17 protein-coding genes are annotated in these 22,146 nt (G+C 49.3%); 15 read left to right on the forward strand and 2 right to left on the reverse strand.

Features of this window, described 5'->3' with window-relative positions; translation table 11 throughout:
• Positions 1-339: 339 nt before the first annotated feature.
• The 7 genes from JRJ22_RS12465 to JRJ22_RS12495 all read left to right on the forward strand — a co-directional run bounded on the left by JRJ22_RS12465 (position 340) and on the right by JRJ22_RS12495 (position 7,281).
• Positions 340-1,503 (forward strand): Gfo/Idh/MocA family protein, encoded by a 1,164-nt coding sequence (locus JRJ22_RS12465; protein ID WP_206104728.1) that lies wholly within the window; start codon positions 340-342, stop codon positions 1,501-1,503.
• Positions 1,504-1,550: 47 nt separating this feature from the next.
• Positions 1,551-2,315, forward strand: coding sequence for a sugar phosphate isomerase/epimerase family protein (locus JRJ22_RS12470; RefSeq protein WP_206104729.1), 765 nt, complete (start codon positions 1,551-1,553; stop codon positions 2,313-2,315).
• A 16-nt stretch (positions 2,316-2,331) separates the two neighbouring features.
• Positions 2,332-3,420 carry a Gfo/Idh/MocA family protein gene (locus JRJ22_RS12475; protein WP_206104730.1) on the forward strand — a complete coding sequence of 363 codons (1,089 nt, stop codon included), beginning with the start codon at positions 2,332-2,334 and terminating at the stop codon, positions 3,418-3,420.
• A gap of 37 nt (positions 3,421-3,457) precedes the next feature.
• Positions 3,458-4,492, forward strand: coding sequence for a Gfo/Idh/MocA family protein (locus tag JRJ22_RS12480; RefSeq protein ID WP_206104731.1), 1,035 nt, complete (start codon positions 3,458-3,460; stop codon positions 4,490-4,492).
• Positions 4,493-4,571: 79 nt separating this feature from the next.
• Positions 4,572-5,084: a peptide-methionine (S)-S-oxide reductase MsrA gene (gene msrA, locus JRJ22_RS12485; RefSeq protein ID WP_206104732.1), complete on the forward strand. Its 513-nt coding sequence runs from the start codon at positions 4,572-4,574 to the stop codon at positions 5,082-5,084.
• A 243-nt stretch (positions 5,085-5,327) separates the two neighbouring features.
• Positions 5,328-6,686 carry a glycoside hydrolase family 64 protein gene (locus JRJ22_RS12490; RefSeq protein WP_206104733.1) on the forward strand — a complete coding sequence of 453 codons (1,359 nt, stop codon included), beginning with the start codon at positions 5,328-5,330 and terminating at the stop codon, positions 6,684-6,686.
• Between the two features lie 169 nt (positions 6,687-6,855).
• Positions 6,856-7,281, forward strand: a complete 426-nt coding sequence (locus tag JRJ22_RS12495) for a MaoC family dehydratase (protein WP_206104734.1) — start codon at positions 6,856-6,858, stop codon at positions 7,279-7,281.
• Positions 7,282-7,362: 81 nt separating this feature from the next.
• Here JRJ22_RS12495 and JRJ22_RS12500 read toward each other — a convergent pair whose 3' ends face one another.
• Both JRJ22_RS12500 and JRJ22_RS12505 read right to left on the reverse strand, forming a co-directional pair.
• Positions 7,363-8,634, reverse strand: a complete 1,272-nt coding sequence (locus tag JRJ22_RS12500; RefSeq protein WP_206104735.1) for a hypothetical protein — start codon at positions 8,632-8,634, stop codon at positions 7,363-7,365.
• Positions 8,635-8,818: 184 nt separating this feature from the next.
• Entirely contained in the window at positions 8,819-9,304 is a 486-nt protein-coding gene (locus JRJ22_RS12505) for a DUF6803 family protein (protein ID WP_206104736.1), read from the reverse strand.
• Between the two features lie 150 nt (positions 9,305-9,454).
• On the opposite strand from JRJ22_RS12505, the gene JRJ22_RS12510 reads away from it, so the two are divergent.
• The 8 genes from JRJ22_RS12510 (at position 9,455) to JRJ22_RS12545 (ending at position 22,011) form a co-directional block, all read left to right on the forward strand.
• A complete protein-coding gene (locus JRJ22_RS12510; RefSeq protein ID WP_206104737.1) occupies positions 9,455-10,123 on the forward strand; it encodes an HAD family hydrolase in 669 nt (222 codons plus the stop codon).
• Positions 10,124-10,167: 44 nt separating this feature from the next.
• Entirely contained in the window at positions 10,168-10,590 is a 423-nt protein-coding gene (locus tag JRJ22_RS12515) for a DUF4362 domain-containing protein (RefSeq protein WP_206104738.1), read from the forward strand.
• A gap of 405 nt (positions 10,591-10,995) precedes the next feature.
• The gene (gene thrS / locus JRJ22_RS12520; protein ID WP_206104739.1) at positions 10,996-12,909 is read left to right on the forward strand and encodes a threonine--tRNA ligase; all 1,914 of its coding nucleotides are present in this window, start codon (positions 10,996-10,998) and stop codon (positions 12,907-12,909) included.
• A gap of 184 nt (positions 12,910-13,093) precedes the next feature.
• Positions 13,094-13,690: a GNAT family N-acetyltransferase gene (locus JRJ22_RS12525; RefSeq protein ID WP_232381125.1), complete on the forward strand. Its 597-nt coding sequence runs from the start codon at positions 13,094-13,096 to the stop codon at positions 13,688-13,690.
• A 266-nt stretch (positions 13,691-13,956) separates the two neighbouring features.
• Complete coding sequence (locus tag JRJ22_RS12530; protein WP_206104740.1) at positions 13,957-15,465, forward strand: hypothetical protein; 1,509 nt, start codon at positions 13,957-13,959, stop codon at positions 15,463-15,465.
• 11 nt (positions 15,466-15,476) lie between these two features.
• Positions 15,477-16,235 (forward strand): DUF6063 family protein, encoded by a 759-nt coding sequence (locus JRJ22_RS12535; RefSeq protein WP_206104741.1) that lies wholly within the window; start codon positions 15,477-15,479, stop codon positions 16,233-16,235.
• The gene (locus JRJ22_RS12540; protein WP_206104742.1) at positions 16,222-20,709 is read left to right on the forward strand and encodes a coiled-coil domain-containing protein; all 4,488 of its coding nucleotides are present in this window, start codon (positions 16,222-16,224) and stop codon (positions 20,707-20,709) included. Before JRJ22_RS12535 ends, JRJ22_RS12540 begins: the two co-directional genes overlap by 14 nt.
• 174 nt (positions 20,710-20,883) lie before the next feature.
• A complete protein-coding gene (locus JRJ22_RS12545; protein ID WP_206104743.1) occupies positions 20,884-22,011 on the forward strand; it encodes a TPM domain-containing protein in 1,128 nt (375 codons plus the stop codon).
• Positions 22,012-22,146: the final 135 nt, after the last annotated feature.

Here is a 22,146-nt window from a genome sequence, read left to right on the forward strand (position 1 = left end):
CTGAAAAAATTTTAATCTAAAGGCGGAAGCAGCGGAGGGGAAGTTTGGAACTGTAGGAGCGATAGCGTCCGCCTTTAGGTTTGGATTTCTACCGCGAGGAGCGGTTAAATTCAAGAAATCCAAACCTAACAGCGGCCGGAAGTCCAAACATTCCCCGCAGCTGCGTACTGCGCCAGTTAGTTTACCTTTTTGTAAGCTTGTATCATTTGACCATTATATCGCTTTCATTTGTTCATTACATCTTAATTATATACAAAAACACCTTAATTCCGCTCATGTTCATCATCCGGGATTAGGGTTATTCTCATTTCATAAACATGTACTGGAGTGATCCGAATAATGAAGAAGGTCCGTTTTGGAATTATCGGCGTTGGTAACATGGGCTGGGCCCATGCCCATAACCTGCTGAAAGAGGTGAAAGGAGCCGAATTAACAGCCGTCTGTGATATTAGCCCAGATCGTCTGGAGTGGGCGGCTGAGCATCTGCCTGAGCATGTTCGGCGGTTTAGCAGCAGTGAGGAGCTGTTCGAATCGGGATGTATCGATGCAGTCCTAATCTCTACACCGCATTATGATCATCCGCCGCTGGCAGTTCAGGCATTTAAGCACGGCTTACATGTGCTGATCGAAAAGCCGGCTGGCGTATACACGAAGGCCGTACAGGAAATGAACGATGCTGCCGCACAGAGTGACCGCACCTTCGGCATTATGTACAACCAGCGGACGAACCCGCTCTATCAAAAGCTGAGAGAGCTGATCGCTTCCGGTGAGCTTGGCGAGATCCGCCGTACGAACTGGATTATTACCAACTGGTACCGCTCGCAGAGCTATTACAACTCAGGCGGTTGGCGGGCAACCTGGGCCGGTGAAGGCGGCGGTGTACTGCTGAACCAGGACCCGCATCAGCTGGATCTCTGGCAGTGGACAACCGGGATGATGCCGAAGCGTGTACGGGCCTTTTGCCATTTCGGCAAATACCGCAACATTGAAGTGGAGGATGATGTAACCGCCTATGTCGAGTACGAGAATGGGGCAACCGGGCTGTTTATCACCACGACTGGGGAAGCACCGGGGACGAACCGTTTTGAGATTACCGGAGACAACGGAAAAATCGTCATTGAAGACGAAAAGCTGACCTTCTGGCGGCTGCGAACACCGGAGCCGGAGTTCAATGCTGCCTATACCGGAGGTTTCGGACAACCTGAATGCTGGAAATGTGAAATCCCGGTAGATGCAGGCAGCGGTGAGCAGCATGTTGGCATTTTACGAAACTTTACCAATGCGATTCTTACGGGTGAGTCACTTATAGCACCAGGGGAAGAAGGGATTCACGGTCTCACGCTCTCCAATGCCATGTATCTGTCGGCCTGGACGGACAACTGGGTGGATCTGCCGATCGATGCGGACTTGTTCTATGAGCAGCTAATAGAAAAGGTACAAAACTCCACCTTTCGCAAAGAATCTTCCGACTCCCGGACGCTGGATGTAAAAGGAACACATTAGCAGTATCGAGCTGATTATAAAAATCTATTAAGGAGTGACTCCGCTGCATGAAACAGACAACGATTGCCGCACAAATGTACACCCTGCGTGAATTTACCCAAACCCCGGAGGGTTTAAGGGATGCTTTTCAGAAACTGAAAGAGATCGGCTATCAAGCGGTACAGATCTCAGGCATTGGCAAGATTGATCCGCAGCTGGTCAAGCAGTATGCCGATGAGGCAGGGCTTGTGATTTGTGCGACCCATATATCATGGGACCGGCTGGTGAATGATCTGGACGCACTCGCTGCTGAACATAAGCTGTGGAATTGCAAATACATCGGCCTCGGCGCTATGCCGGTTGAATACCAGAACAGTCTGGAGGGCTACCGCACGTTTGCGCGGCTGGCTTCGGAAATCGCCCGTACCCTGCACAAAGAGCATGGCTTACAATTCATTTATCATAATCATGATTTTGAATTTGAACGTGTAGACGGAATTACAGGCATCGAGGTGCTGCTGGAGGAAAGTGACGTTAAGGCGCTCGGCTTTGAACTGGATTTATACTGGGTTCAGGCCGGCGGGGGAAGTCCGGTAGACTGGATCCATAAGGTACAGGGGAGGATGCAGGTGGTGCATCTGAAGGATATGGAGATTGTCGGCCGAAAACAGGTGTTTGCCGAGATAGGCGAAGGGAATATGAACTATAAAAACATTATTCAAGCCTGCCGTGAGACCGGTGTGGAGTGGTATGTCGTGGAACAGGATGTCTGCCGCCGTGATCCGTTTGAGAGCCTGGCCATCAGTCTGAACTATTTGCAGAAGCTCTTATAGTCTGAGGAGGATAAGCATGAACCGGAAAAATGGGATGATGTACGCACCTACATATGAAGCGCGTCCGGTGGTAGGGCCGGGAGAATTCACTTTTGCAGCGATTGCGCTGGATCACGGCCATATCTACGGGATGTGTAACGGGCTTGTGGAAGCCGGTGCAGTGCTGAAATGGGTCTACGATCCAGATGAAGCTAAGATCAAAGCCTTCACCGCCGTCTATCCGGGAGTCAGAGCCGCACGCAGTGCTGAAGAAATTCTTGAGGACCCTGAGGTCCTGCTGGTTGCAGCAGCGGCCATTCCCTCGGAACGGGCAGGTCTGGGACTTAGAGTCATGGCGCACGGGAAGGATTATTTTACGGACAAAACACCATTCACCTCACTTGCCCAGCTGGCAGATGTACGGATTCAGGCCGCAGAGACCAAGCGCAAATACATGACTTATTTCAGCGAACGGCTGCATGTAGAAAGCGCTGTTTACGCCGGACATATGGTGGAGCAGGGGGCGATCGGCCGTGTCATTCAAGTGATCGGCATGGGCCCGCACCGCCTGAATGCGGCAAGTCGGCCGGAGTGGTTCTTCAAGCGTGAGAACTACGGAGGTATTCTATGCGACATCGGCAGCCACCAGATCGAGCAGTTTCTCTTTTATGCGGGCTGCCGCGATGCTAAGGTGCTGCATAGTAAAGTTGCTAATTACAATAATGCTGCTTATCCTGAGCTTGAAGATTTCGGCGATGCTACACTTGTCGGGGACAATGGGGCTACGCAGTATTTTCGCGTGGACTGGTTTACGCCGAAGGGACTCGGAACATGGGGGGACGGCCGGACGATTATTATGGGGACCGAAGGGTACATCGAGCTGCGCAAATACAGTGATATTGCCCGTTCTGATGCCGGTGACAATGTCTACTGGGTCGACGGACAGGGCGAGCATTATGAGCATGTTGCAGGCAAAGTGGGCTATCCTTTCTTCGGAGAATTGATCTTGGATTGTCTACAGCGCAGCGAGCTGGCAATGACCCAGGAGCATGTCTTCAAAGCAGCAGAGCTGTGTCTGATAGCCCAAGCTCAAGCCATTAATCTTACACCGGGTACACTTAAATAGCATTGCGGAAGCGCATTAAGAACGGATGGTGCTAACATTGACTACACTTGGAGCAGCTATTATCGGCTGCGGAGCCATTGCTCCGCTTCACGCTAAGGCGATAGCCTATATAGAAGGAACACAGCTGCTGGCCGCAGCGGATATCAATGCTGATCAGGCACAAGCCTTCGGAGAGCAGTACGGCTGCGGGGTTGCACAGGACTATCGTGAGCTTCTGGGGAGAACGGATATAGACGTTGTCCATTTGTGTACGCCTCATTACCTCCATGCACAGATGGCCATTGATTTTTTGAACGCCGGCAAACATGTCTTAACCGAAAAACCGCTGGCCATCGATGTACCTTCTGCACAGCGGATGCTGGAAACGGCTGATCATAGCAAAGGACAGCTTGGCGTCGTATATCAGAACCGTTATAATGAGCCTTCCATACGGATCAGGCAGATAATAGATCAAAGGACGCTTGGGCGACTGCTTTGTATGAAGGGCGTAGTTACTTGGAGCCGTAGTGAACAGTACTATACGGAGAGCGGCTGGAGGGGGAAATGGGCCACGGAAGGCGGCGGTGTACTGATTAATCAGACGATTCATACGCTGGATCTGCTGCAATGGTTCGGCGGTGAGATTTCCTCAGTCAGCGGAAGTGTGAGTACAGATGTGCTGGACGGAATTATCGAGGTGGAAGACAGCGCCCATGCCTGCATCACTTTTAGCAACCAGGTACGGGGGCTTTTCTACGGCACTAATGCCTATTCGGTCAATTCACCCGTAGAGCTGGAGCTGGTGTTTGAACATGGAACCCTGCTGCAGCGCCGGGACTGTCTTTATTTATGGAAAGACGGCCGTGAACAGCTATTATGTGAGCCTGGTACTGCAGCTGCCGGAGGCAAATCGTATTGGGGAACAGGACATCAGCGGTTAATCCATGATTACTATGACCATATCCGGGAGGGGAGGGAGTTCTGGCTGAACGGCCGGGAAGGGATCAAAGCACTTGAAATCATCGCAGGCATCTACAGTTCATCAGGAAACCAGAGGATTCCAGCATCCGCCAACGGACTTCGCTCAAATTGACTTTATAGACATTTAGCCTTATCTTCATATCATGCGCTTTAAATCAATATGATGATAGACAGAGAGAGGGAATTGAGTGATGGAACAGGCGATGTTTGCTGGAGGCTGCTTCTGGTGCATGGTCACTCCGTTTGAGGAGCTGCCGGGTATACACGGGATTGTGTCCGGCTATGCAGGAGGTACCGTTGAGAATCCGACCTATGAACAGGTCAAGACTGGGACAACCGGACACTACGAAGTGGTACAGATCACATTTGATCCGGAAGTATTTCCATATGAGAAGCTGCTGGAGCTGTTCTGGCCACAGATTGATCCGACGGATGACGGAGGACAATTTCAGGACCGGGGAAGCCAGTACCGCACAGCGGTGTTTTATTATAATGAAAATCAGCGTTTAGCGGCCTTAGCCTCCAAAGAGCAGGTAGCGTCCAGCGGCAGATTCGAAGGTCCGGTCGTGACAGAAATTCTGCCTGCGCCTGTCTTTTACCGGGCTGAAGAATATCATCAGGATTACCATAAAAAGAATCCGAAACATTACAAAGAGGACCGTGAACAGTCCGGCCGCGATACGTTTATTTCGAAGCACTGGTAAAATTAAAATAATCTTGAAAAGCCTTATCTCTCTTGACTTCTGGAGAAATAAGGCTTTTTGGTTTTTTTGCAGCAAAGGTAACTGGCAAGGGGATAATAAAAACGTTTCACCCCAAAAATGAGCACTAAAATCCGAAATTCTGCTCCTACTAAAAGGCCTGAAGGAAGACTATAATCATACCTGAAAACGCATACATTTCTGGTGCGGGATTGATTTAAATACATTTAATGGAGGAGTAATGTCATGAGAAAAAAATGGCTAATGCCCCTACTCGCGCTTTTGCTGCTGATCTCCTGCATCCTCCTGTCCGGTTCCAAAGCTGCAGCCGCTGACTTCACACAAGGCGTGAGTCTATCGGGTACCACAGCAACCCTCTGGTTCAAATCAACCGTCAGCACCACCTGGGTAGATGCGCATTACAAGATCAACAGCGGGACACAGCTGAATTACCGTATGACCTATAACAGCAGTACTGCCCGCTATGAGCAAGTGGTGACTGGTGTTGCCAGCGGTACATTGATCAGCTATTTTTATACCTATAACAACGGAAATCCTGCATATGATACAGGCTGGTATACTTACACTGCCAACGGCACTACACCTACAACACCGCCGGGCTCTAACGGTTCGATCTATTCGATTGCGGCATCCTCCATTCCGACTGCACCAAACGGTTCTTTGTCGCTTAAGGTGATGAACGGCACTGGTGGCGCTTATTCCGACAGCCAAGTCTACTGGGGCGTTCTCGGCATTAACCCGGCCAACGGCAAATGGAGTTATTTGGATCTGAACGGTAATCTCGTGCCGATCTCGAATGCACTCAATGACGCCTCCGGGCATTTAACCAAAAACGGTGTTAATTATGCTAATATTTATCACACTGTCAGTCAGGCTTCTTGGGTGAATATGCCTAAGATCACTTCCGGACGAATGTTCCTCAGTGTCGGCACGCCTTTGTACATCAAGACCTATGATATAGGCTTCGCCGGTCCGGATATTAACAATGCATCTGATCCGAACCGTAATATCTATTTTGATTTTGTGGAATTTACTGTAGATGCAACCGGCTACCATGGGAATACAACCCGTGTAGATGCTTTTGGCTTCCCGATCCAGCACCGTCTGGTAAGTCTATCCGGCTCCTATGATCAGACCGTGGGTGAACTCGAATCGGAGACCCGTGCGGGAATCTTCACGAAATATCAGAACGAAGTGCCGGCCGCTTTCAAATCACTGGCTACGGACCAAGCTCCGTACCGGATTATTGCACCGATCCACGGTTCCTTTGCAGCAGGTGGGGTCAATGCCAATTATTTTGCCGGATATTCCAGCTATAACACCCAGGACATACTGCGTTGTGACGGTGCGCTCACCGATGCTGCTACAGCTGCTGCGATCAACCGCCATGTCTACACCACCAACAACTGGAATAATGTAGCGTATTACTATAATGCAGCACCTGCCAACTACTATGCGAAATTCTGGCATGATCACAGTATCAGCGGCCTGGCTTACGGCTTCCCGTATGATGATGTCAATGGTCAGGCAGCTTATCTGGAAGTAGGCGACCCTAAGGGTCTGATCATCCGTGTTGCCTGGTAAGCCCATTCATGTTTTAGAATAGTAAACTTAACAGACCCGGAAGGCACATAGCCTAGAAGGGTCTGTTATGTGCAAGCGGATATAGAGCCGAAGGAGCTTTAGCTTGATTCGTTCTATCAAATTGCACTAAACTGAAGTTCATATCCCATTACAACTTTGAGGTGAATCCATGCGGTTTCATGAATTTCATAACGGACAAGTCTTTAGAACGAAGTCTTTATCCATAACGAAAGAGAATATCACGAGCTTCGCTGCCGAGTTTGACCCGCAGTATATGCATTTGGATGAAGAGAAAGCCAAGCAGGGCAGATTTAACGGCATCATCGCCTCCGGAATTCAGACACTTGCTGTTACTTTTAAGCTTTGGGTGGAAACGGGCAGCTATGGTAACGATGTTATTGCCGGAACTGCGATGAATAACATTAGATTTATTAAACCGGTGTTCCCTGGAGACGAATTACATACGATAGTAGAAGTCATAGATGTAATAGAGAAGAAGAATGAGAACGGGATCGTTACAGTGCGGCTCTCGACCTATAATCAATCCGATGAAAAGGTGTTTGAAGGTGAATTATCCGTACTGGTAAGAAAATAAAGTACTCTTTAAAGCTAAATCAAAAAGCGGCAGCGCAGGGCCTATTTACGGTCCGGGACTGCCGCTGATTCATTTAAGGGACTAACTTACTTCTGATGCAGCCGGTCTTCTGGTAATCTTATCTAATACTTCTACAGAACGTCCGTACTTGCACATGGCATCACAATCACAGCGCAAATCAGAGAATAGAACATAAGAAAGGTTGCGTATCTTGTCCTGCTGAAGAGAAGGGCGCAGCAGTTGAGCCTGGACTTCCCTTTCACGGGTATCAGGACTGATCAGAAAGAGATGGCATTCAGGATGATTTAACGACAAGGCTAGGTCATGCAGGCGGAGAATTCCTGAATAGATAGAGGTGCTTTTCTCGACTTCAAAGGCGGAAACGATGCCGTCCTCTGCATCCAGCCAGAGAACGTCTATGAATGAGATTGTTTCACTGGCAGCTTTAGGTACGTTCAGCGGCGGCAGCGCAGGGAGTGATAATTCCCCGAGCGCCTTGTTGTTCCATTGTCTTTTATGATCATTCTGCGCTATCCAGACTTTATATCCCAGCGAGCGGCCAAGTCTTGCAAGATGATATTGCATTTCGCTATGCTCTGTTTCCTCCCGGTAATCGCTCAGTACTTCTTGATGACGTTTAAGGCTGCTTTTTTCCCGTTTAGCGGTGTCGGCTTCAAGGACTCTATCGGCATTGCCGCTGACAATCAGACGGCCTGAACCTATTTCAAACATGAAACCGGCTACCGCTCCCAGGTCCTTCGACAACAGTAACCGCTGGGATTCGTTGATTTCTATTAATCCTGCACGCATATCAAGATAAGCGCTCCAAGAGCCGAGTTTGATCTTCTGGTCCAGCAGTTCATTATATCCCCGGACAATCGCAGTATTGAACGGGGGGAAGAGGGTAGGATGCAGGAAATACAGGATATTGGCAACGGCTGGTCCGAGTCCTTTGATTTGCAAGCTGTCCAGCCTGTGAATCTCCGCAAGCAGCTGTTTTTCCTGGCTGGTATGCAGTACAGCTTTTAGAAAACGCCCAAACGCAAGCTGATTCACCTCATTCTCATAAATATCCGGGATGCGGAGTTTAGGTTTCCAATAAAAGGCATGGGCGGCTCCGTCAAAGACCTGCTTTTGTTCACAGATCGCTGACATGATAAATTCCAGTGCGGAGCCTTTATAGTCATTGCCGAAGGTCCGCATCTCAATATGCCCGATTACATCTGTCAGTCCGTTCCTGATTGTGCGGAAAGCCTTCAAGCGATCATTATTATTGAGGAACCAGGTGTTGTACACCGATTCCGGATCTTCTTTAAATTCCTTGATACGCTCTGCAATATACAGCTCAATCATCTTGTTTGTCCTCCATATAACATTCTTAAACCAATTGTACCGGAGGGTTAATATAGCCGCAGTGCGTTTTGTTCCGCACCCTAATCGGATCAAAACTCGAGATGATTTTCCCGAAATCAATAAGAGCAGAACCTTCCGTTTACCGGGGGGCTCTGCTCTTTTGAAATAAGAATTTATAGAGTTGTTAGTGGTTCATGCCTGCCATTCCGTTAATGATTTCCGGGTTGACCATACCGAATATCATCGCAATATGTGCGACTACAAGGAAACCGCTGATCAACATAAAATGCAGCTTCAGCCTGCCCTCCTCAGAACGTTTACGGGCGATCAGGCCAAGGTCGAGCAGTGCGAGCGGCAGCAGAAAAAGCACTCCGCTTAAGTAAAAGCCCACCGCGACAACATCGACCCAGGTATGCCATTCACCGTTCACCGTGAGCGGTACAAATGCAGTCGGGAACAGGTAGAGAAACACTCCGGTAAAATAAAGACCGGCCAGGATACTGCATACCCGGTTGAATGCTCTCAGCGGTCCGTTTAGTTTCTTGGTGAACAAAATAATAAACTCGGTTACAGTTATCGTCTCTGCAAAAATAACGGGAATTGCCATAAATAAAATCAGATTCCACGGCTGGTTGTCAGCAAGCAGAGACATATAATGTGTCATGTTCATGTTACATCCTCCAATAGCAAATTAGCTTACTTCCTGATCTTAATGGATATGTATGTGGAAAGTATGTAGAAACGGGGGTATGATTGAACAAGCTGTGAAGTGAAGCAGGATGGTGTTGAAAGTTATGATTTTTGAGGGGAGCAGGACGAAATGAACGGAAGGCTGAAGAGTATTTTATTTGATTTGGACGGTACCTTAACCGACCCTAAAGAGGGAATTACCAGATGTGTCGAATATGCACTGAACAAGTTCGATATTACGGTGGATCATCTGGATCTGCTGCTCCCGTATATCGGGCCGCCGCTGTTTGATTCGTTTGTGCAAATTCAGGGATTGCCGGAGGAACAGGCCGCTCAGGCGGTTATTTATTACCGTGAACGCTATAGCACAATTGGGATGTTCGAAAACAGCGTCATTCCTGGAATTCCACAGCTGCTGGAAGCCCTGCAGGGAATGGGATACACGTTATACGTTGCAACTTCGAAACCAACTGTTTTCGCCGAAGAAATTCTCCGGCATTACGGGCTGGACGGATATTTTAAGCATGTCGCAGGCAGCAATCTCGATGGTACACGCTCCAAGAAGCGTGAGGTGATCCAGTTCGTGCTTGACCAGAATGCCATCCCTCCGGAAGAGGCTCTGATGATCGGGGACCGGGAGCATGATATTATCGGAGCAAAAAGCTGTGGTGTAGCCTCTGTTGGTGTGTTGTTCGGCTATGGTTCGGAGGAGGAATTGTCCAGTAGCGGAGCGGATTACATTGCTTCCACCGTAGAGGAGATTCAGGAGATTATTGCACGCATTCCATATAAAATATAAATTTTGCTCTAGGGAAAAAGTTGTGAATCTTAGGAGGCGCGAACATGAAGATGCTTAGAGTCTGTTTTTTAATGATGATGCTAACGCTTTTTGCTGCTGCCTGTTCTAAGTCTATGAGTTCTACTGAAGCTGTCAAAAAAGGTTATGTAGTCTATGGTCGAATGGATGTATTAAATTATGAATTATTCGAAGGATTTCTAGATAAAGTAAATAGTAAGGATAAGGCTGAAGTTAAATTTGCAATTTATACCGTAGAAGGCGACCCCATATTCCATTACCTTGAATATAGTAATAATAAAGATACTATTACGTATACCTACGACAGCAGACAAGACGAAAATGGCAAAGAGGAAAAGGTAAGCACTACTTGTAAAGCCATAAAAGAAGTTGACGGAGTTTACTCTTTATCAGATTGTGACGACGCTAAAATTGGCCAGCGGTTTTATGCAACCCAAAAAACGGAATGAAACCGATTTTTAGATTTGCTCTTGACTTTTTGGAGGACGGTTCAGTATTATGTAACCAGCAACACCAATATCCAAGGCATTGACCAAAGACATGATATCCTTCAAGGACTGACCAGAGAGAGAAGTGAATGGTGAGAGCTTCTTACAGAGACCGGCCGGATGTTACCCCTTTGCAGCCGTGGCACTGAACCCTCCCTGCTGTTAGGGCGGCTGTAAATGCCACCGACTTATCCCCGATACCGGATACCATGAGGATTATGCGACTTTACTTCCGTCTAACAGCAGAGGGTTGTAACAGCGCAGGTCAAATTAGGGTGGAACCACGAGCTGAACGCACTCGTCCCTTTACGGGAGAGATGCGTTTTTTTGCGTTCAATAACACTTGAAGAGATGGAGGCCACAATCATGGAGATTAATGTAACACTACCGGATGGAAACGTTAAGAAGTATTCGCATAACACCGAAATAAGTGCAATTGCCGAATCCATAAGCCCAAGTCTGAAGAAAAATGCGGTTGCAGGTAAAATAAACGGTAAGCTCGTGGACCTTCATTATCCGGTTACGCAGGACAGCCGGGTTGAAATTGTGCTCCTGGATAGCCAAGAGGGCCAGGACATTCACAGACACAGCACAGCTCATCTGATGGCTCAGGCCATTAAACGCATATATGGCGGTAAAAATGTGAAGCTGGGTATCGGTCCTGTCATTGAAGACGGGTTCTACTACGATATAGATATTGAGCAGCCGTTGTCGAGCGAGGATCTGGCGGCAATTGAACAGGAAATGCAACGGATCATTAATGAGAATCTGCCGATTGTCCGCCGGGAGGTCAGCCGGGAAGACGCAGAAGCCCTGTTCGAAGACCTTGAAGAGCCGCTTAAGCTGGAACTGATCCGCGATTTGCCTGAAAAAGCTGTTATCAGTATTTACGATCAGGGGGAATTTTCGGATCTGTGCCGGGGGCCGCATCTGGCTTCAACTGGCCAAATTAAAGTATTCAAGCTTATGAGTGTTGCCGGAGCCTATTGGCGCGGAGATTCAAACAACAAGATGCTTCAGCGGATTTACGGCGTCTCGTTCCTGAAAAAAGCGCAGCTAGAAGAGCATTTGCATATGCTCGAAGAAGCGAAGAAACGTGATCACCGTAAGCTGGGTAAGGAACTGGAGCTGTTCATGTTCTCCGAAGAATCGCCGGGAATGCCGTTCTATCTGCCAAAAGGAATGATCATCCGCACAGAGCTGGAGGATTTCAGCCGCGGAATCCAGCGGGAACGGGCTTACAGTGAAGTCCGCACTCCGCTGATGATGAATAACCGGCTGTGGGAGCAGTCCGGGCACTATGATCATTACAAGGATGATATGTATTTCACACATGTGGATGAGGCGAAATTCGCGCTGAAGCCAATGAACTGTCCGGGGCATATGCTGATCTTCAAAAACAGCCGGCATTCCTACCGCGAGCTGCCGATCCGCCTTGCCGAATTCGGGCAGGTGCACCGCAATGAATCTTCCGGGTCATTGAACGGGATGATGCGTGTCCGTACTTTTTGCCAGGATGATGCCCATTTGTTCGTCCTGCCGGAACAGATTGAAGCTGAAATCGGTCAGGTGCTGGATCTGATCGACCATATCTACAATGTGTTTGGCTTCGAATACAAGGTGGAGTTATCTACTCGTCCGGCGGATTATATGGGAGAAGAATCTCTTTGGGACCAGGCGGAGGCAGCACTGGAGCTGGTGCTTCAGAACCGCGGCATCCCTTACCGGATTAACCCCGGAGACGGCGCGTTTTACGGGCCGAAGATCGATTTTCACATTCTGGATGCACTCAAGAGAAGCTGGCAGTGCGGAACAGTGCAGCTGGATTTCCAGATGCCTGAGAAATTTGACCTGACTTACATCGGCGAAGACGGCCAGAAACATCGGCCAGTTGTCATTCACCGTGCGGTGTACGGTTCGATTGACCGGTTCATCGGGATTCTCACTGAACATTTCAGCGGCGCTTTTCCGGTGTGGCTGTCTCCGGTGCAGGCCAAGCTGCTGCCCGTCTCCGGGAATCATGCAGATTATGCCTTTCAAGTGAAACAGGCACTCGCTGCTGCCGGAATCCGGGTTGAGGTGGATGACCGTAACGAGAAGCTTGGCTTGAAGATCCGCGAAGCCCAGCTTGAAAAGGTGCCATATATGCTCGTTCTAGGCGATAATGAGCAGAAATCTGCTACAGTTTCCGTGAGAAAACGTGCTGGGGGCGATGCCGGAGCAATGAGTATTGAAGAGATTGTCCGGCAGATCTCTGCTGAGATTGCTGATAGAAGCTAATTGTTCCTTCATTAAGATGTATCAGGCTGAACAGCTCCGTTTTTACATAAACGGGGTTGTTCTTTTATATAAATGATGCAGACGTAGGGATAGATGTATTCTATAATTTAATAGAAACTGATCTTAAGCAGCGGTTGGGTCTAGCTATTACAGCGTGATTAATCAGGATATAGGAGGCAACTTCGTGATCTCGGACAACATCAGGCAACTAAACGGCACTTTTATTAAAATGGTTCCTCTGGAAGCAGCACATAAGGCAGAACTGACCGCCATTCTGAACAATCCGCGAATTTGGGAGTTCACCTGGAGAAAAATATCCTCCGCCGGAGAAGTAGAGCAGCTGATTGAGACGGCACTTGCGGGTAAAGAGAAGGGGCAAGACCTGCCTTTTGTGATGATTGATCTTTCGACCGGCAGAATCGCCGGCACCTCGCGGATTATGCATATCGACCGGACTCACCGGAATGCGGAAATCGGCTGCACCTGGATCTCTCCGGACTACTGGAGAACGCCGGTCAATACGGAGGCCAAATCACTTCTGCTGCAGTACTGCTTCGAGCACCTGGAGCTGATCCGGGTCAACTTCACGATTGTCGGTGATAACCTGAGATCACAAAAAGCTATCGAGCGGATTGGTGCAGTAAAAGAAGGCGTTCTGCGCAAGCACCGGATCACTTCGGGAGGGGCTGTACTGGATAATGTGCTGTACAGCATCATCGATGAAGACTGGCCGGCAGTTAAAGCAAATTTGCATTATCTGCTGCATGAGAAATACAAGTAGTAATCTATGCTGCATTTAGTAGTAGAAAGAGCCGCCGACCGGCTCTTTTTTTAATTGTGGCTGTTATGTAATCAATCTATATTACAAATAGCCAGATTTCTATTTGATTGATATAATAGAAACATATATTCCCCGATAACAATAACTTATCAGTATTACTCAGCCCATATTTCACCCTGCATGGGGCAAATATGGGTTTATGTTATTTATTCGGAATACCTAAGTTGAAGCTAGACTACGAAGTGATGGCGAGGTAGGCATTAGATATGAACTGGACGGATTTTGGTGAACGGAATAAACGGCTCAACCCGCTGTGGAGCCTTGGTGCAGGGATGAATCTTGGTGAGCTGCAGCCCTATAAGGAGATGATTGCGCTCAGCGTGCTGCTGCAGGTCTACTACCTGGAGCTGGAATCGAACGAACAGCGGTCTAAGGAAGATATTATCGCTCTCACGTGGAGTTCGCTGGAACGCTTCAATATTGCCAGGCTCGGCACATCCGAATCCGTGGAACGGCTGGTCGACGGACTACTGTGGAGCGGCAGCGGGGGTGATTTTGAGGCGGTATATTATGATGACCACACTAGGCAGATGACGGTGCAAAAGTACAAATACTTCACGGTTGACGAGGATGCAACCCGCAGCAGCTGGGAAGAGAACGGCACTACCATATACAGGCTGTCCGAATACGCACTGGAACTGATTTTCATGAGCCATGAGATTATCGATGAATTTCAGATCAGCATTAAGCTGCTCGAAATTCAGATGCACATTAAGCATGGCCGCGTAACCCGGGCGATGCAGGATGTGAACGAACTCATCTCACGTGTGCGGAAGATGACCCAGCAGCAGCAGGAATACCGCAGCGCCCTGCGCCGCAATCCGAAGCATATTTTCAGCGAATACGGCGTGATACGGCATCAGCGGCTGGAGGAGATTCACCAGCAGTTTGACGAGGAACGCAGGCACTTCGATAATATTCACCGCTCGCTGGCCCGGCTGGCCAATGACGAGAAGGATGTCATCGACTTTAACGAGCTGCGGCTCCTGTCCGAACGGGTGGAGCTGTCGCGTAAAGTGCATGATGAGCTGGCTGAGGTCGTCCTGAGTATTTTTGAAGCCGAGACGAACTTAAGACTGAATTTCCCGGAGCTGTTCTGGGGGGCTGCAGGGTTTAATTTCCGGACGAATGTCTGGGAGGAATGGGTTAAGAGTGAGGGCCTGCCCGGCGGGGACAGCCTGGAACTCCTGGTCAGCGGGCTGTTTGCGCCGCACCAGGACTTCATTTATCCTCTCGCCTGGGCTTGGGAGGAGCAGGATGTCGGCTTTTTGCCGGAAGAATTGTTAAATGAGCCTGAGGATGAGGAAGAGGAGACGGAAGCTCCTTATGTGCCGAAGTCGATCCCGTGGGACGAGGTCGCGGAGCTGTGGCTTCCTGTATTTACGGAGCTGGCTGAAGCGGGGCAGTTTACGTTTTCATCAGACGCCTTTCCAGAGGAAGTAAAACTAAAATGGGCCCGGACGCCGGATGCCGTCGACCTCTGGGCGCAGTTTTTTCACACGGAGATTAGGGTTCAGGAGCTTGAAGCGAACAGCCCTGGCGGGACAGACGAGTGCCAGCGGCTAATCCAATATCTGCTCCAGGAACATCCTGAGCTGGAGATACTGCGTGGTCAAACACTACGAACAACAATTGCCGGAGAACAGCGGAATGAAACCGTCAAATGGCCGGGGCTGGAAATGAGTCCCTATACCATTACTATAGTACAGAGATGAGAGGTTAGAGCATGAGCTATTCATTAGAACAATTACAGATGGCCTCGCGGCTGTTTTTTGATCTGCTTCGCCGGAAAGTAATTTCACTAGATGATCCCGCCGCAGCGGAATGCCTGCAGGATACCGGGGCTTATGATGCCCTGCAGTACCTGGCTAAGGAGGGAGGCTGCCGGATCATGAATTCCGGACACCGCCTGCATTTGCTGGTGAATCCGCTCGGTTCGGGATTTGCCACCAACTTCACCCAGCTGCGGAATAAATATTCAAGGGTTGAGCGTAAAACCCATCTACATATTATCAATGTCATTATTCTGGTATTTCTGGCGGAAATGGATCAGGATGAGCAGCATTTCAAGCCCGGGCAGGACAGCATGTCCTATATTCAGATTTCCGACCAGGTATCCTCATTGTTTCAGTCATGGAATGCACTGGATGAAGACGGGACATTCAGCAAACAGTGGCGTCTGGATATCCAGGCGATGTACAAGGTATGGACCAATCTCTATATGCAGACCAAAAGCCAGGAGGATGGAGACTCTTTATCCAGAGGGTACGGCTCGCGGATCGGTCTGATCCATGAAGGGATGAAGCTGCTGGAGGATGAGCATCTGGTGTTCATTTCAGAGAATGAGAAACGGATTTTCCCGCGGGAAGAATTGTATGAACGAATGCGTTATCTGTATCATGATGTTGACCGTTATAAGGAACTGAAAGCTTTGATCGGCCGGACCTTGACGGAGAAAGAAGGGGAAGCCCATGCCGCGCATTGAGCGTATCCGTATCGCCGGACTGAAGTATGAGAAGATGCTGAAGAAGTATGATGATATGGTTCTTGACCTCTGCAACGAGGAAGGACCGGCTAATACCCTGATCACCCTGATGAACGGCGGCGGTAAGGGCGTACTGCTTCAGTCGATTTTTCAATTACTGATTCCCAAAGCCGCTTGGGGCAAAGATAACGAGAACCAGGTGGAGGCATTCTTTCATAATCATAAAAAGCAGCTCAAACCCTATACCTTCCATGTCGCTATCGAGTGGAGGCTGGATAACGATGAGCGTAATGAATATATGACGACCGCTATCGCCATGACTGCCCACAGTTCCGTGGATCAGCTGGAAATCAAGGTGGATTATTTGCTCTACACGCTTATGGATTATGATGAGCAGGCTGAACTTACACTTTCGACCTTGCCCCTCTATAATCAGTCAGAAGGCGGGCCGGCGAGTTTTGAAGCGATCCAGCAGTTTGTGCGCGAGCACCGCGGGGAGATTGTCCCATTTGGCAGCAGCAATTCTGAACTCAAGAAGTATTACAACTTTCTGCAAGAGCGGGATATTCATATCGGTGAGTGGCGTAACATGAAGAAAATCAACGGCGAAGAGGGCGGGATCAAGGGCTATTTTCAAAAAAATGACGCCTTTACGAACCAGAATCTGTTCGAGAAGCTAATCATTCCTGAAATCGGCTCCAGCCTTAATGAAGGCCTTCGTGAGGAAGACGGTTCCCTGCAGCGGATGTTCCTCGACGCGGCGACGGTCGCCCAGCGGCTGCCGATGCTGGAACAGCGGGAGAAGGCTTTTGCCGAATTCACCTCACTGACTGCGCCGCTCTATGAGCTGGTGAAGCAAGGAACGGAAGCCGAGCAGCGTTTTCAGGAGTCTGAGCAGCAGGGGCGGCAGATCTTTACGGTCATCCATGAGGAGCTTAAGACTGCCGAGGACAAGCGGCGTGAGCAAGCAGATGAACTGGTCCGCCTGCATCAGGAAGGCCGCCAGCTGCGGTTTGAGGCGGATAATCTGACTTATCTGCGCAGCAAAGAGGAACATGACCGGAAACAGGATGAATTCAAGGGGATCAGTGACAATCAGGCAAGAGCACGCGCGCGGCTGGATGCATCGAAGGAGAAGGAAAAGCATCTGGAAGTGGCGTACTACTTAGCCAAACGCAAAGTCCAACTCCGCCAGATCGAGCAGTGGCAGAAGGAAATAGAAGCGATCGAAGGTTCGCTTGAAATGAAGGAACGGCAAGAGGTAATTAAGAGCGCCAAGAATGAGCTGCGTACCCAGTGGGATAAGGTATCCTTGTTGTGGCAGAAGCAAATTTCCATATTTGCTGAGCGCCAGCATGCCTTAACGACAGAAGAGGGGGGATTGCAAAAGGAAAGAGAAAGTTTCCTGCTGGAGCTGGGAGGACTGGAGAACCGGATTAATGAGCTTACTAGCGCTATCCGGCAATTTACAGAGGAAACAGGCATCTTCACTTCACGCCATGGACAAGAAGCTGCGTCCGCTCCAGGTGCAGCGCTTCAGCGGACGTTAATCGCTATAAACGGGATTGAAGGCAGTATCACCGAACTCAAGGAGCAGCGCAAGCTTGCCGAGGCGCAGCGGTTCAGCCTGCACAAAGCACATGCAGAGCTTAGCGTAAAACAGAACGCCCAGAATCAGCAAACTGATGAGCTGAACAATCAGCTTGAAGTGCAGATGAACAAAGAATCACAGCTATGGTCACAACTGGTCGTGCTGCTTGAGCTGTATGAAGAGCATCAGGTAATGGGTGTGGCGGCATTGTTTGAAGCCAAGGCTGTGATTCAGGAGCGGTTTATCCGCAGGCTGGATGATGCCGAGCAGCAGACGAAACGGCTCAGAAGAGCTTATTACCATCAGCAGATGGATGTAGAGCTGCAGCAGGAAGCGTACTGGCTGCCTAATGCAGACGTTCTTACTGTGAAAGATACGTTGGATGCGCTGAAGATTACCTCCATGCTCGGCAGTTCTTTTCTCAATGACTTGTCTTATTTAAACCGTGAAGAAGAGCTGGAACGTCATCCGCTGCTCCCGTATGGACTAATTGTTACACAGCGTGAGGCGGATAAAATCCCTCCTGGTGCTTTGAAGGAAATTATCCTCAAATCTGCTGTACCGGTCTTTATCCGCGAAGAAATGGCTGGGACGGCAGTGGAGCCCTTCCGGCTGCTCTCCAACCAGGGGCCCCAGATGATTCTGCAGCCTGAACGCTTCCAGGACTGGAAGCGCGGTATCGCATCAAGGCTGAAGGAGCAGGAGGAAGAGCTGCAGGACGCGGAAAATTACCTCTCCAAGCTGAGATCTGCCCGCCAAGAGTTCGAGCGGCTGTTCCAAGGCGAGCATACGATGAATCTCAGAGCTAAGCTGAGCACACTTGCACAACTCAGCGATGAGCTTGGCCAAAAGTTAAGCAGCCTGAACCATGAGATCAGCAGCAATGAAGAGGCTCTGGCGAGCATTCAGAAAGAAGTGGTTCAAAATGAGCTGGAGCAGACCGGACTAGAACAAAGGGTGCAGGCGCTGCGCCAGTGGGAAGAACGGACGAAGAAGCAGGAGCAGGATTACAGGGACAAGCAGAGTGCTGTGGAACGCAAACAGGTTCTAAGCAAAGAGATTGCCGCCAAAGAGCAAGGGATGGTCCAGCTGAAAGCGGAAATGGACAGCACCGCGCAGCAGCGTGTGAACTGGATTGGGGATACACGCTACTCCTTATTCCCGAGGCTGCAAAGCTGGTTCCCGGAGATTGTTTTTCCTGGTGAACTTCATCCTTCAGAGGGTTCCGGTTTAGAAGAGCAGGAGTTTGATCCAGAGGCTCAAAATATACTCCAGCAGCTGCTCAGTACTGTGGAAAGCCTGCAGCAATCCTTAACGCAAAATGAGCTGGAAATCCGTACCCGGGCAGGCAATATTAAACGAGCCGGTGAACAGCTGGCTGAGCTGGAGTCCGCCGTCAATGAGGTAGATAAACAATGGAAGAATGCGGCTGAGCCTTCCGATTCTCCGGAAACCCTTATGACAGCGAGAGCACGCCAGAAGAACGAAACAGCTAATTTGGATGAAGATTACCAGAACGTGCGTGAATCCTACATCCGCTGCCAGACGATTCTGGAGAATCTGCAGAAGGATCTGCGGAAAGCTGAAAAAACGATCAAAGAAAAACACGAACGCCCGGTGGAAATCTGGCAGGAATCCCTCGACGCTAAAGAAGCTGAGGTTAATGCTCGCAACCGCGAAAACGAGCATTTGCTGAACAGCTGCAAGCAGGCCTTATCTTCAATGGATCAGTGGATTCAAACGCTGGGTAATCAGAGTAAGATAATGGATACGCATGTTGAAGGCCGCACACAGCTGCGGGAAGTGCCGGAAGAAATACAGCTGCGCGTAAGAGAAGATTGTGAACCGCTGGTAGCCGATTGGCTGCTGCAGAGCAAGAAAAGCCGCGGAGAGCGAGCCGAAATCTCCCGCAAAGTGAAGGAAGAGAAATCTTCTTTAAGCAGTAAGCTCGCCAAGTGCGGATGGAACAGCGAACTGGAGACCAAGATTCAGGAGCGGCTTAATACCGTACACTGGGATGATTTCTTTATTGCCCGCCAAGTGCTGGATTCCATGCTGCAGAGCTCGCAGGATCAGATTGAGAGCATCCGCAGTGATAAGGAAGGGATGGAGCTGTCCCGGAAGCTATGGGTCGGGCGCGCCGCCAAGCGGGTCGTGCAAATTGTGGATATCCTGAAGCGCATGGAACGGCGGATGATCATCCACAATGAGAACGGACATGCTTTTCCGCTGGTGCGGCTGAATTATAAGAATATCACCGTTCCAAAGACTACAGAGGATATCGAACCGCTGGTCAGCGACTATTTCAACCGCTGCATCAGCATTTTGCTGGAGAAATATCCGAAGATTGAGCAGGTTCCGGCAGCTGCGGTCAAGGAGCTTATAAATGACGGAAAAATCGTATATGCCGCAATGCAGAACCGTTTCCCGGTACTTCAAGTGTACAAGCCGGTCACCGAGAACTACTTCCTCTATGCGGCCCCGGAAGAATTCCATTACTCCGACTGGGAGGTTATTAACCGCGGAGCGCTGGATGAAGCTGTCGGCAGCGGCGGTCAGCGCCAATCCGTGCAGCTTCTGGTAGCGATGATGATCATGACGCATAAACGGGTTAACCGTGAGAATAAAGGCTGGACGGTCTTCTTATATGACAATCCGTTCGGCGAAATGGTCTCGAACAACGTGCTTGATCCGGTGTTTGAGATCTCCAAAGCATTGAGGTTCCAGTGGCTAATCGTCACGCCGCCGGAGCTGGTTAAGAATGATGTCAGTGTCCGTTTCGGCGTTTACTGGCAGCTCTATTTTGGCGGCGATAAGGGAGAAATGCTGGAATCCACGCTCGTAAAAGGCGGAAGAAAGCTGATCCCGGCTTCGCTGTTCTAAATATAAATATCAAATAGAACCAGCCTGCCAGGCTCAAACCTGGCAGGCTGGTTCTATTTTTATATGGATGTAATTTTAGATCATTCAGGAGACTATTAAATCATACTAGTGTTCCTCTTCGCATAGAATCTATTATCTATCTAATCAAGCAATAACACGGGCAGGGGGATTCAGATGAATCGGAAGATTATCAAAATAACATTTATCGCCATGATGCTGAGTATGATGCTGCCGGTGCTGAGCTGGGCAAAACCGGCTGTACCGGAGCCTACGGAATCGTTCTACGTCAATGATTTTGCCAATGTAATTGACGTAAAGGCTGAGAACTATATGGTCAATTACGGAGTAAAGCTTCACCAGGAGACCGGAACACAGGTCGTGCTGGTTACGGTTGATTCCACGGGCGGGGCTTCAATGGAAGAGTACGCGACCATGTTGTTCAACAGCTGGGGCATGGGTACAGCGGATAAGAACAATAGAGTCCTCCTGCTGCTCTCGATCAAAGATAATAAATATTGGGCACTGCAGGGAAACGGGCTAAAGAGCACCTTAACAGATAACGTCTTGTCACAGATTCTCTCGGATTCACTCGAGCCGGACTTTGCGGACAAAAATTACGCCGCCGGTGCGCGGAAAACCTACGGAGCACTCATTGAACGCCTGGGCGGGGTTTGGAAAGAGCCGCTCGGGAGCAGGAATTATGTGGCTGACAACGCCAGAGTCCTGCCTCAGGTAACCAGGCTGTATCTCAACCAGTCCAGTAACCTTTATAAAACAACGACCGGAAGCGGCATTTACATCGTAACAGTGAAGAATACCGGAGGCCGCAGCCTGCAGGATTACACCTACGCAAAATTTGCATCCATACGTGCCGGTTCCAGGGATGTGCTGCTAGTGCTGGATATCGAAGGCGACAACTACCATGTGCTGCAGGGAAGAAATGTAGACAGGACGCTGACGAATGAGCTTATCAGAGGCATTCTGGATAAGGTGCTCGAACCGCAATTTGCCGGCAAAAATTACGCTGCCGGTGTCACAGCAACGGCAAATGAATTTTACAGCTTTTTTCTGGCCAGAGCAGATCACAGTCCGGAAATAGCTTCGGCAGCTTCCATGACAGCTTTTACAGCGGCAAACGACAATTCCATAAACACCGGAACGGATAGACCGGCAGTGTCAACAGCAGCTATATCGGTAACGAAGCCAGCCTCATTGAGTAAGGGACTGACGTTTCTCGCGCTTTCCATTATATTTATCGTATTGATTGCAACGGTGGTGTCACGCCGCAACCAATATAACTAGAGCAGCAGAACCCTCTTTTCTAAGAGGGTTTTCTTTATTTTACTAGTTATGGATCACAGAGTTAAAAAACTGAAACCTTTACTTCCGCGATATCGTCTATCATGGGAAGATATGATTCTATCATGATTTCCATTA

This window comes from Paenibacillus tianjinensis (genome assembly GCF_017086365.1).
Lineage (GTDB): Bacteria > Bacillota > Bacilli > Paenibacillales > Paenibacillaceae > Paenibacillus_AQ > Paenibacillus_AQ tianjinensis.

Bases quoted from the DNA above. Each gene is read 5' to 3' on its own strand.
- JRJ22_RS12465 (WP_206104728.1), top strand. From the start codon at position 340: ATGAAGAAGGTCCGTTTTGGAATTATCGGCGTTGGTAACATGGGCTGG.
- JRJ22_RS12470 (WP_206104729.1), top strand. From the start codon at position 1,551: ATGAAACAGACAACGATTGCCGCACAAATGTACACCCTGCGTGAATTT.
- JRJ22_RS12475 (WP_206104730.1), top strand. From the start codon at position 2,332: ATGAACCGGAAAAATGGGATGATGTACGCACCTACATATGAAGCGCGT.
- msrA (WP_206104732.1), top strand. From the start codon at position 4,572: ATGGAACAGGCGATGTTTGCTGGAGGCTGCTTCTGGTGCATGGTCACT.
- JRJ22_RS12490 (WP_206104733.1), top strand. From the start codon at position 5,328: ATGAGAAAAAAATGGCTAATGCCCCTACTCGCGCTTTTGCTGCTGATC.
- JRJ22_RS12495 (WP_206104734.1), top strand. From the start codon at position 6,856: ATGCGGTTTCATGAATTTCATAACGGACAAGTCTTTAGAACGAAGTCT.
- JRJ22_RS12500 (WP_206104735.1), bottom strand. From the start codon at position 8,634: ATGATTGAGCTGTATATTGCAGAGCGTATCAAGGAATTTAAAGAAGAT.
- JRJ22_RS12505 (WP_206104736.1), bottom strand. From the start codon at position 9,304: ATGAACATGACACATTATATGTCTCTGCTTGCTGACAACCAGCCGTGG.
- JRJ22_RS12510 (WP_206104737.1), top strand. From the start codon at position 9,455: ATGAACGGAAGGCTGAAGAGTATTTTATTTGATTTGGACGGTACCTTA.
- JRJ22_RS12515 (WP_206104738.1), top strand. From the start codon at position 10,168: ATGAAGATGCTTAGAGTCTGTTTTTTAATGATGATGCTAACGCTTTTT.
- thrS (WP_206104739.1), top strand. From the start codon at position 10,996: ATGGAGATTAATGTAACACTACCGGATGGAAACGTTAAGAAGTATTCG.
- JRJ22_RS12530 (WP_206104740.1), top strand. From the start codon at position 13,957: ATGAACTGGACGGATTTTGGTGAACGGAATAAACGGCTCAACCCGCTG.
- JRJ22_RS12535 (WP_206104741.1), top strand. From the start codon at position 15,477: ATGAGCTATTCATTAGAACAATTACAGATGGCCTCGCGGCTGTTTTTT.
- JRJ22_RS12540 (WP_206104742.1), top strand. From the start codon at position 16,222: ATGCCGCGCATTGAGCGTATCCGTATCGCCGGACTGAAGTATGAGAAG.
- JRJ22_RS12545 (WP_206104743.1), top strand. From the start codon at position 20,884: ATGAATCGGAAGATTATCAAAATAACATTTATCGCCATGATGCTGAGT.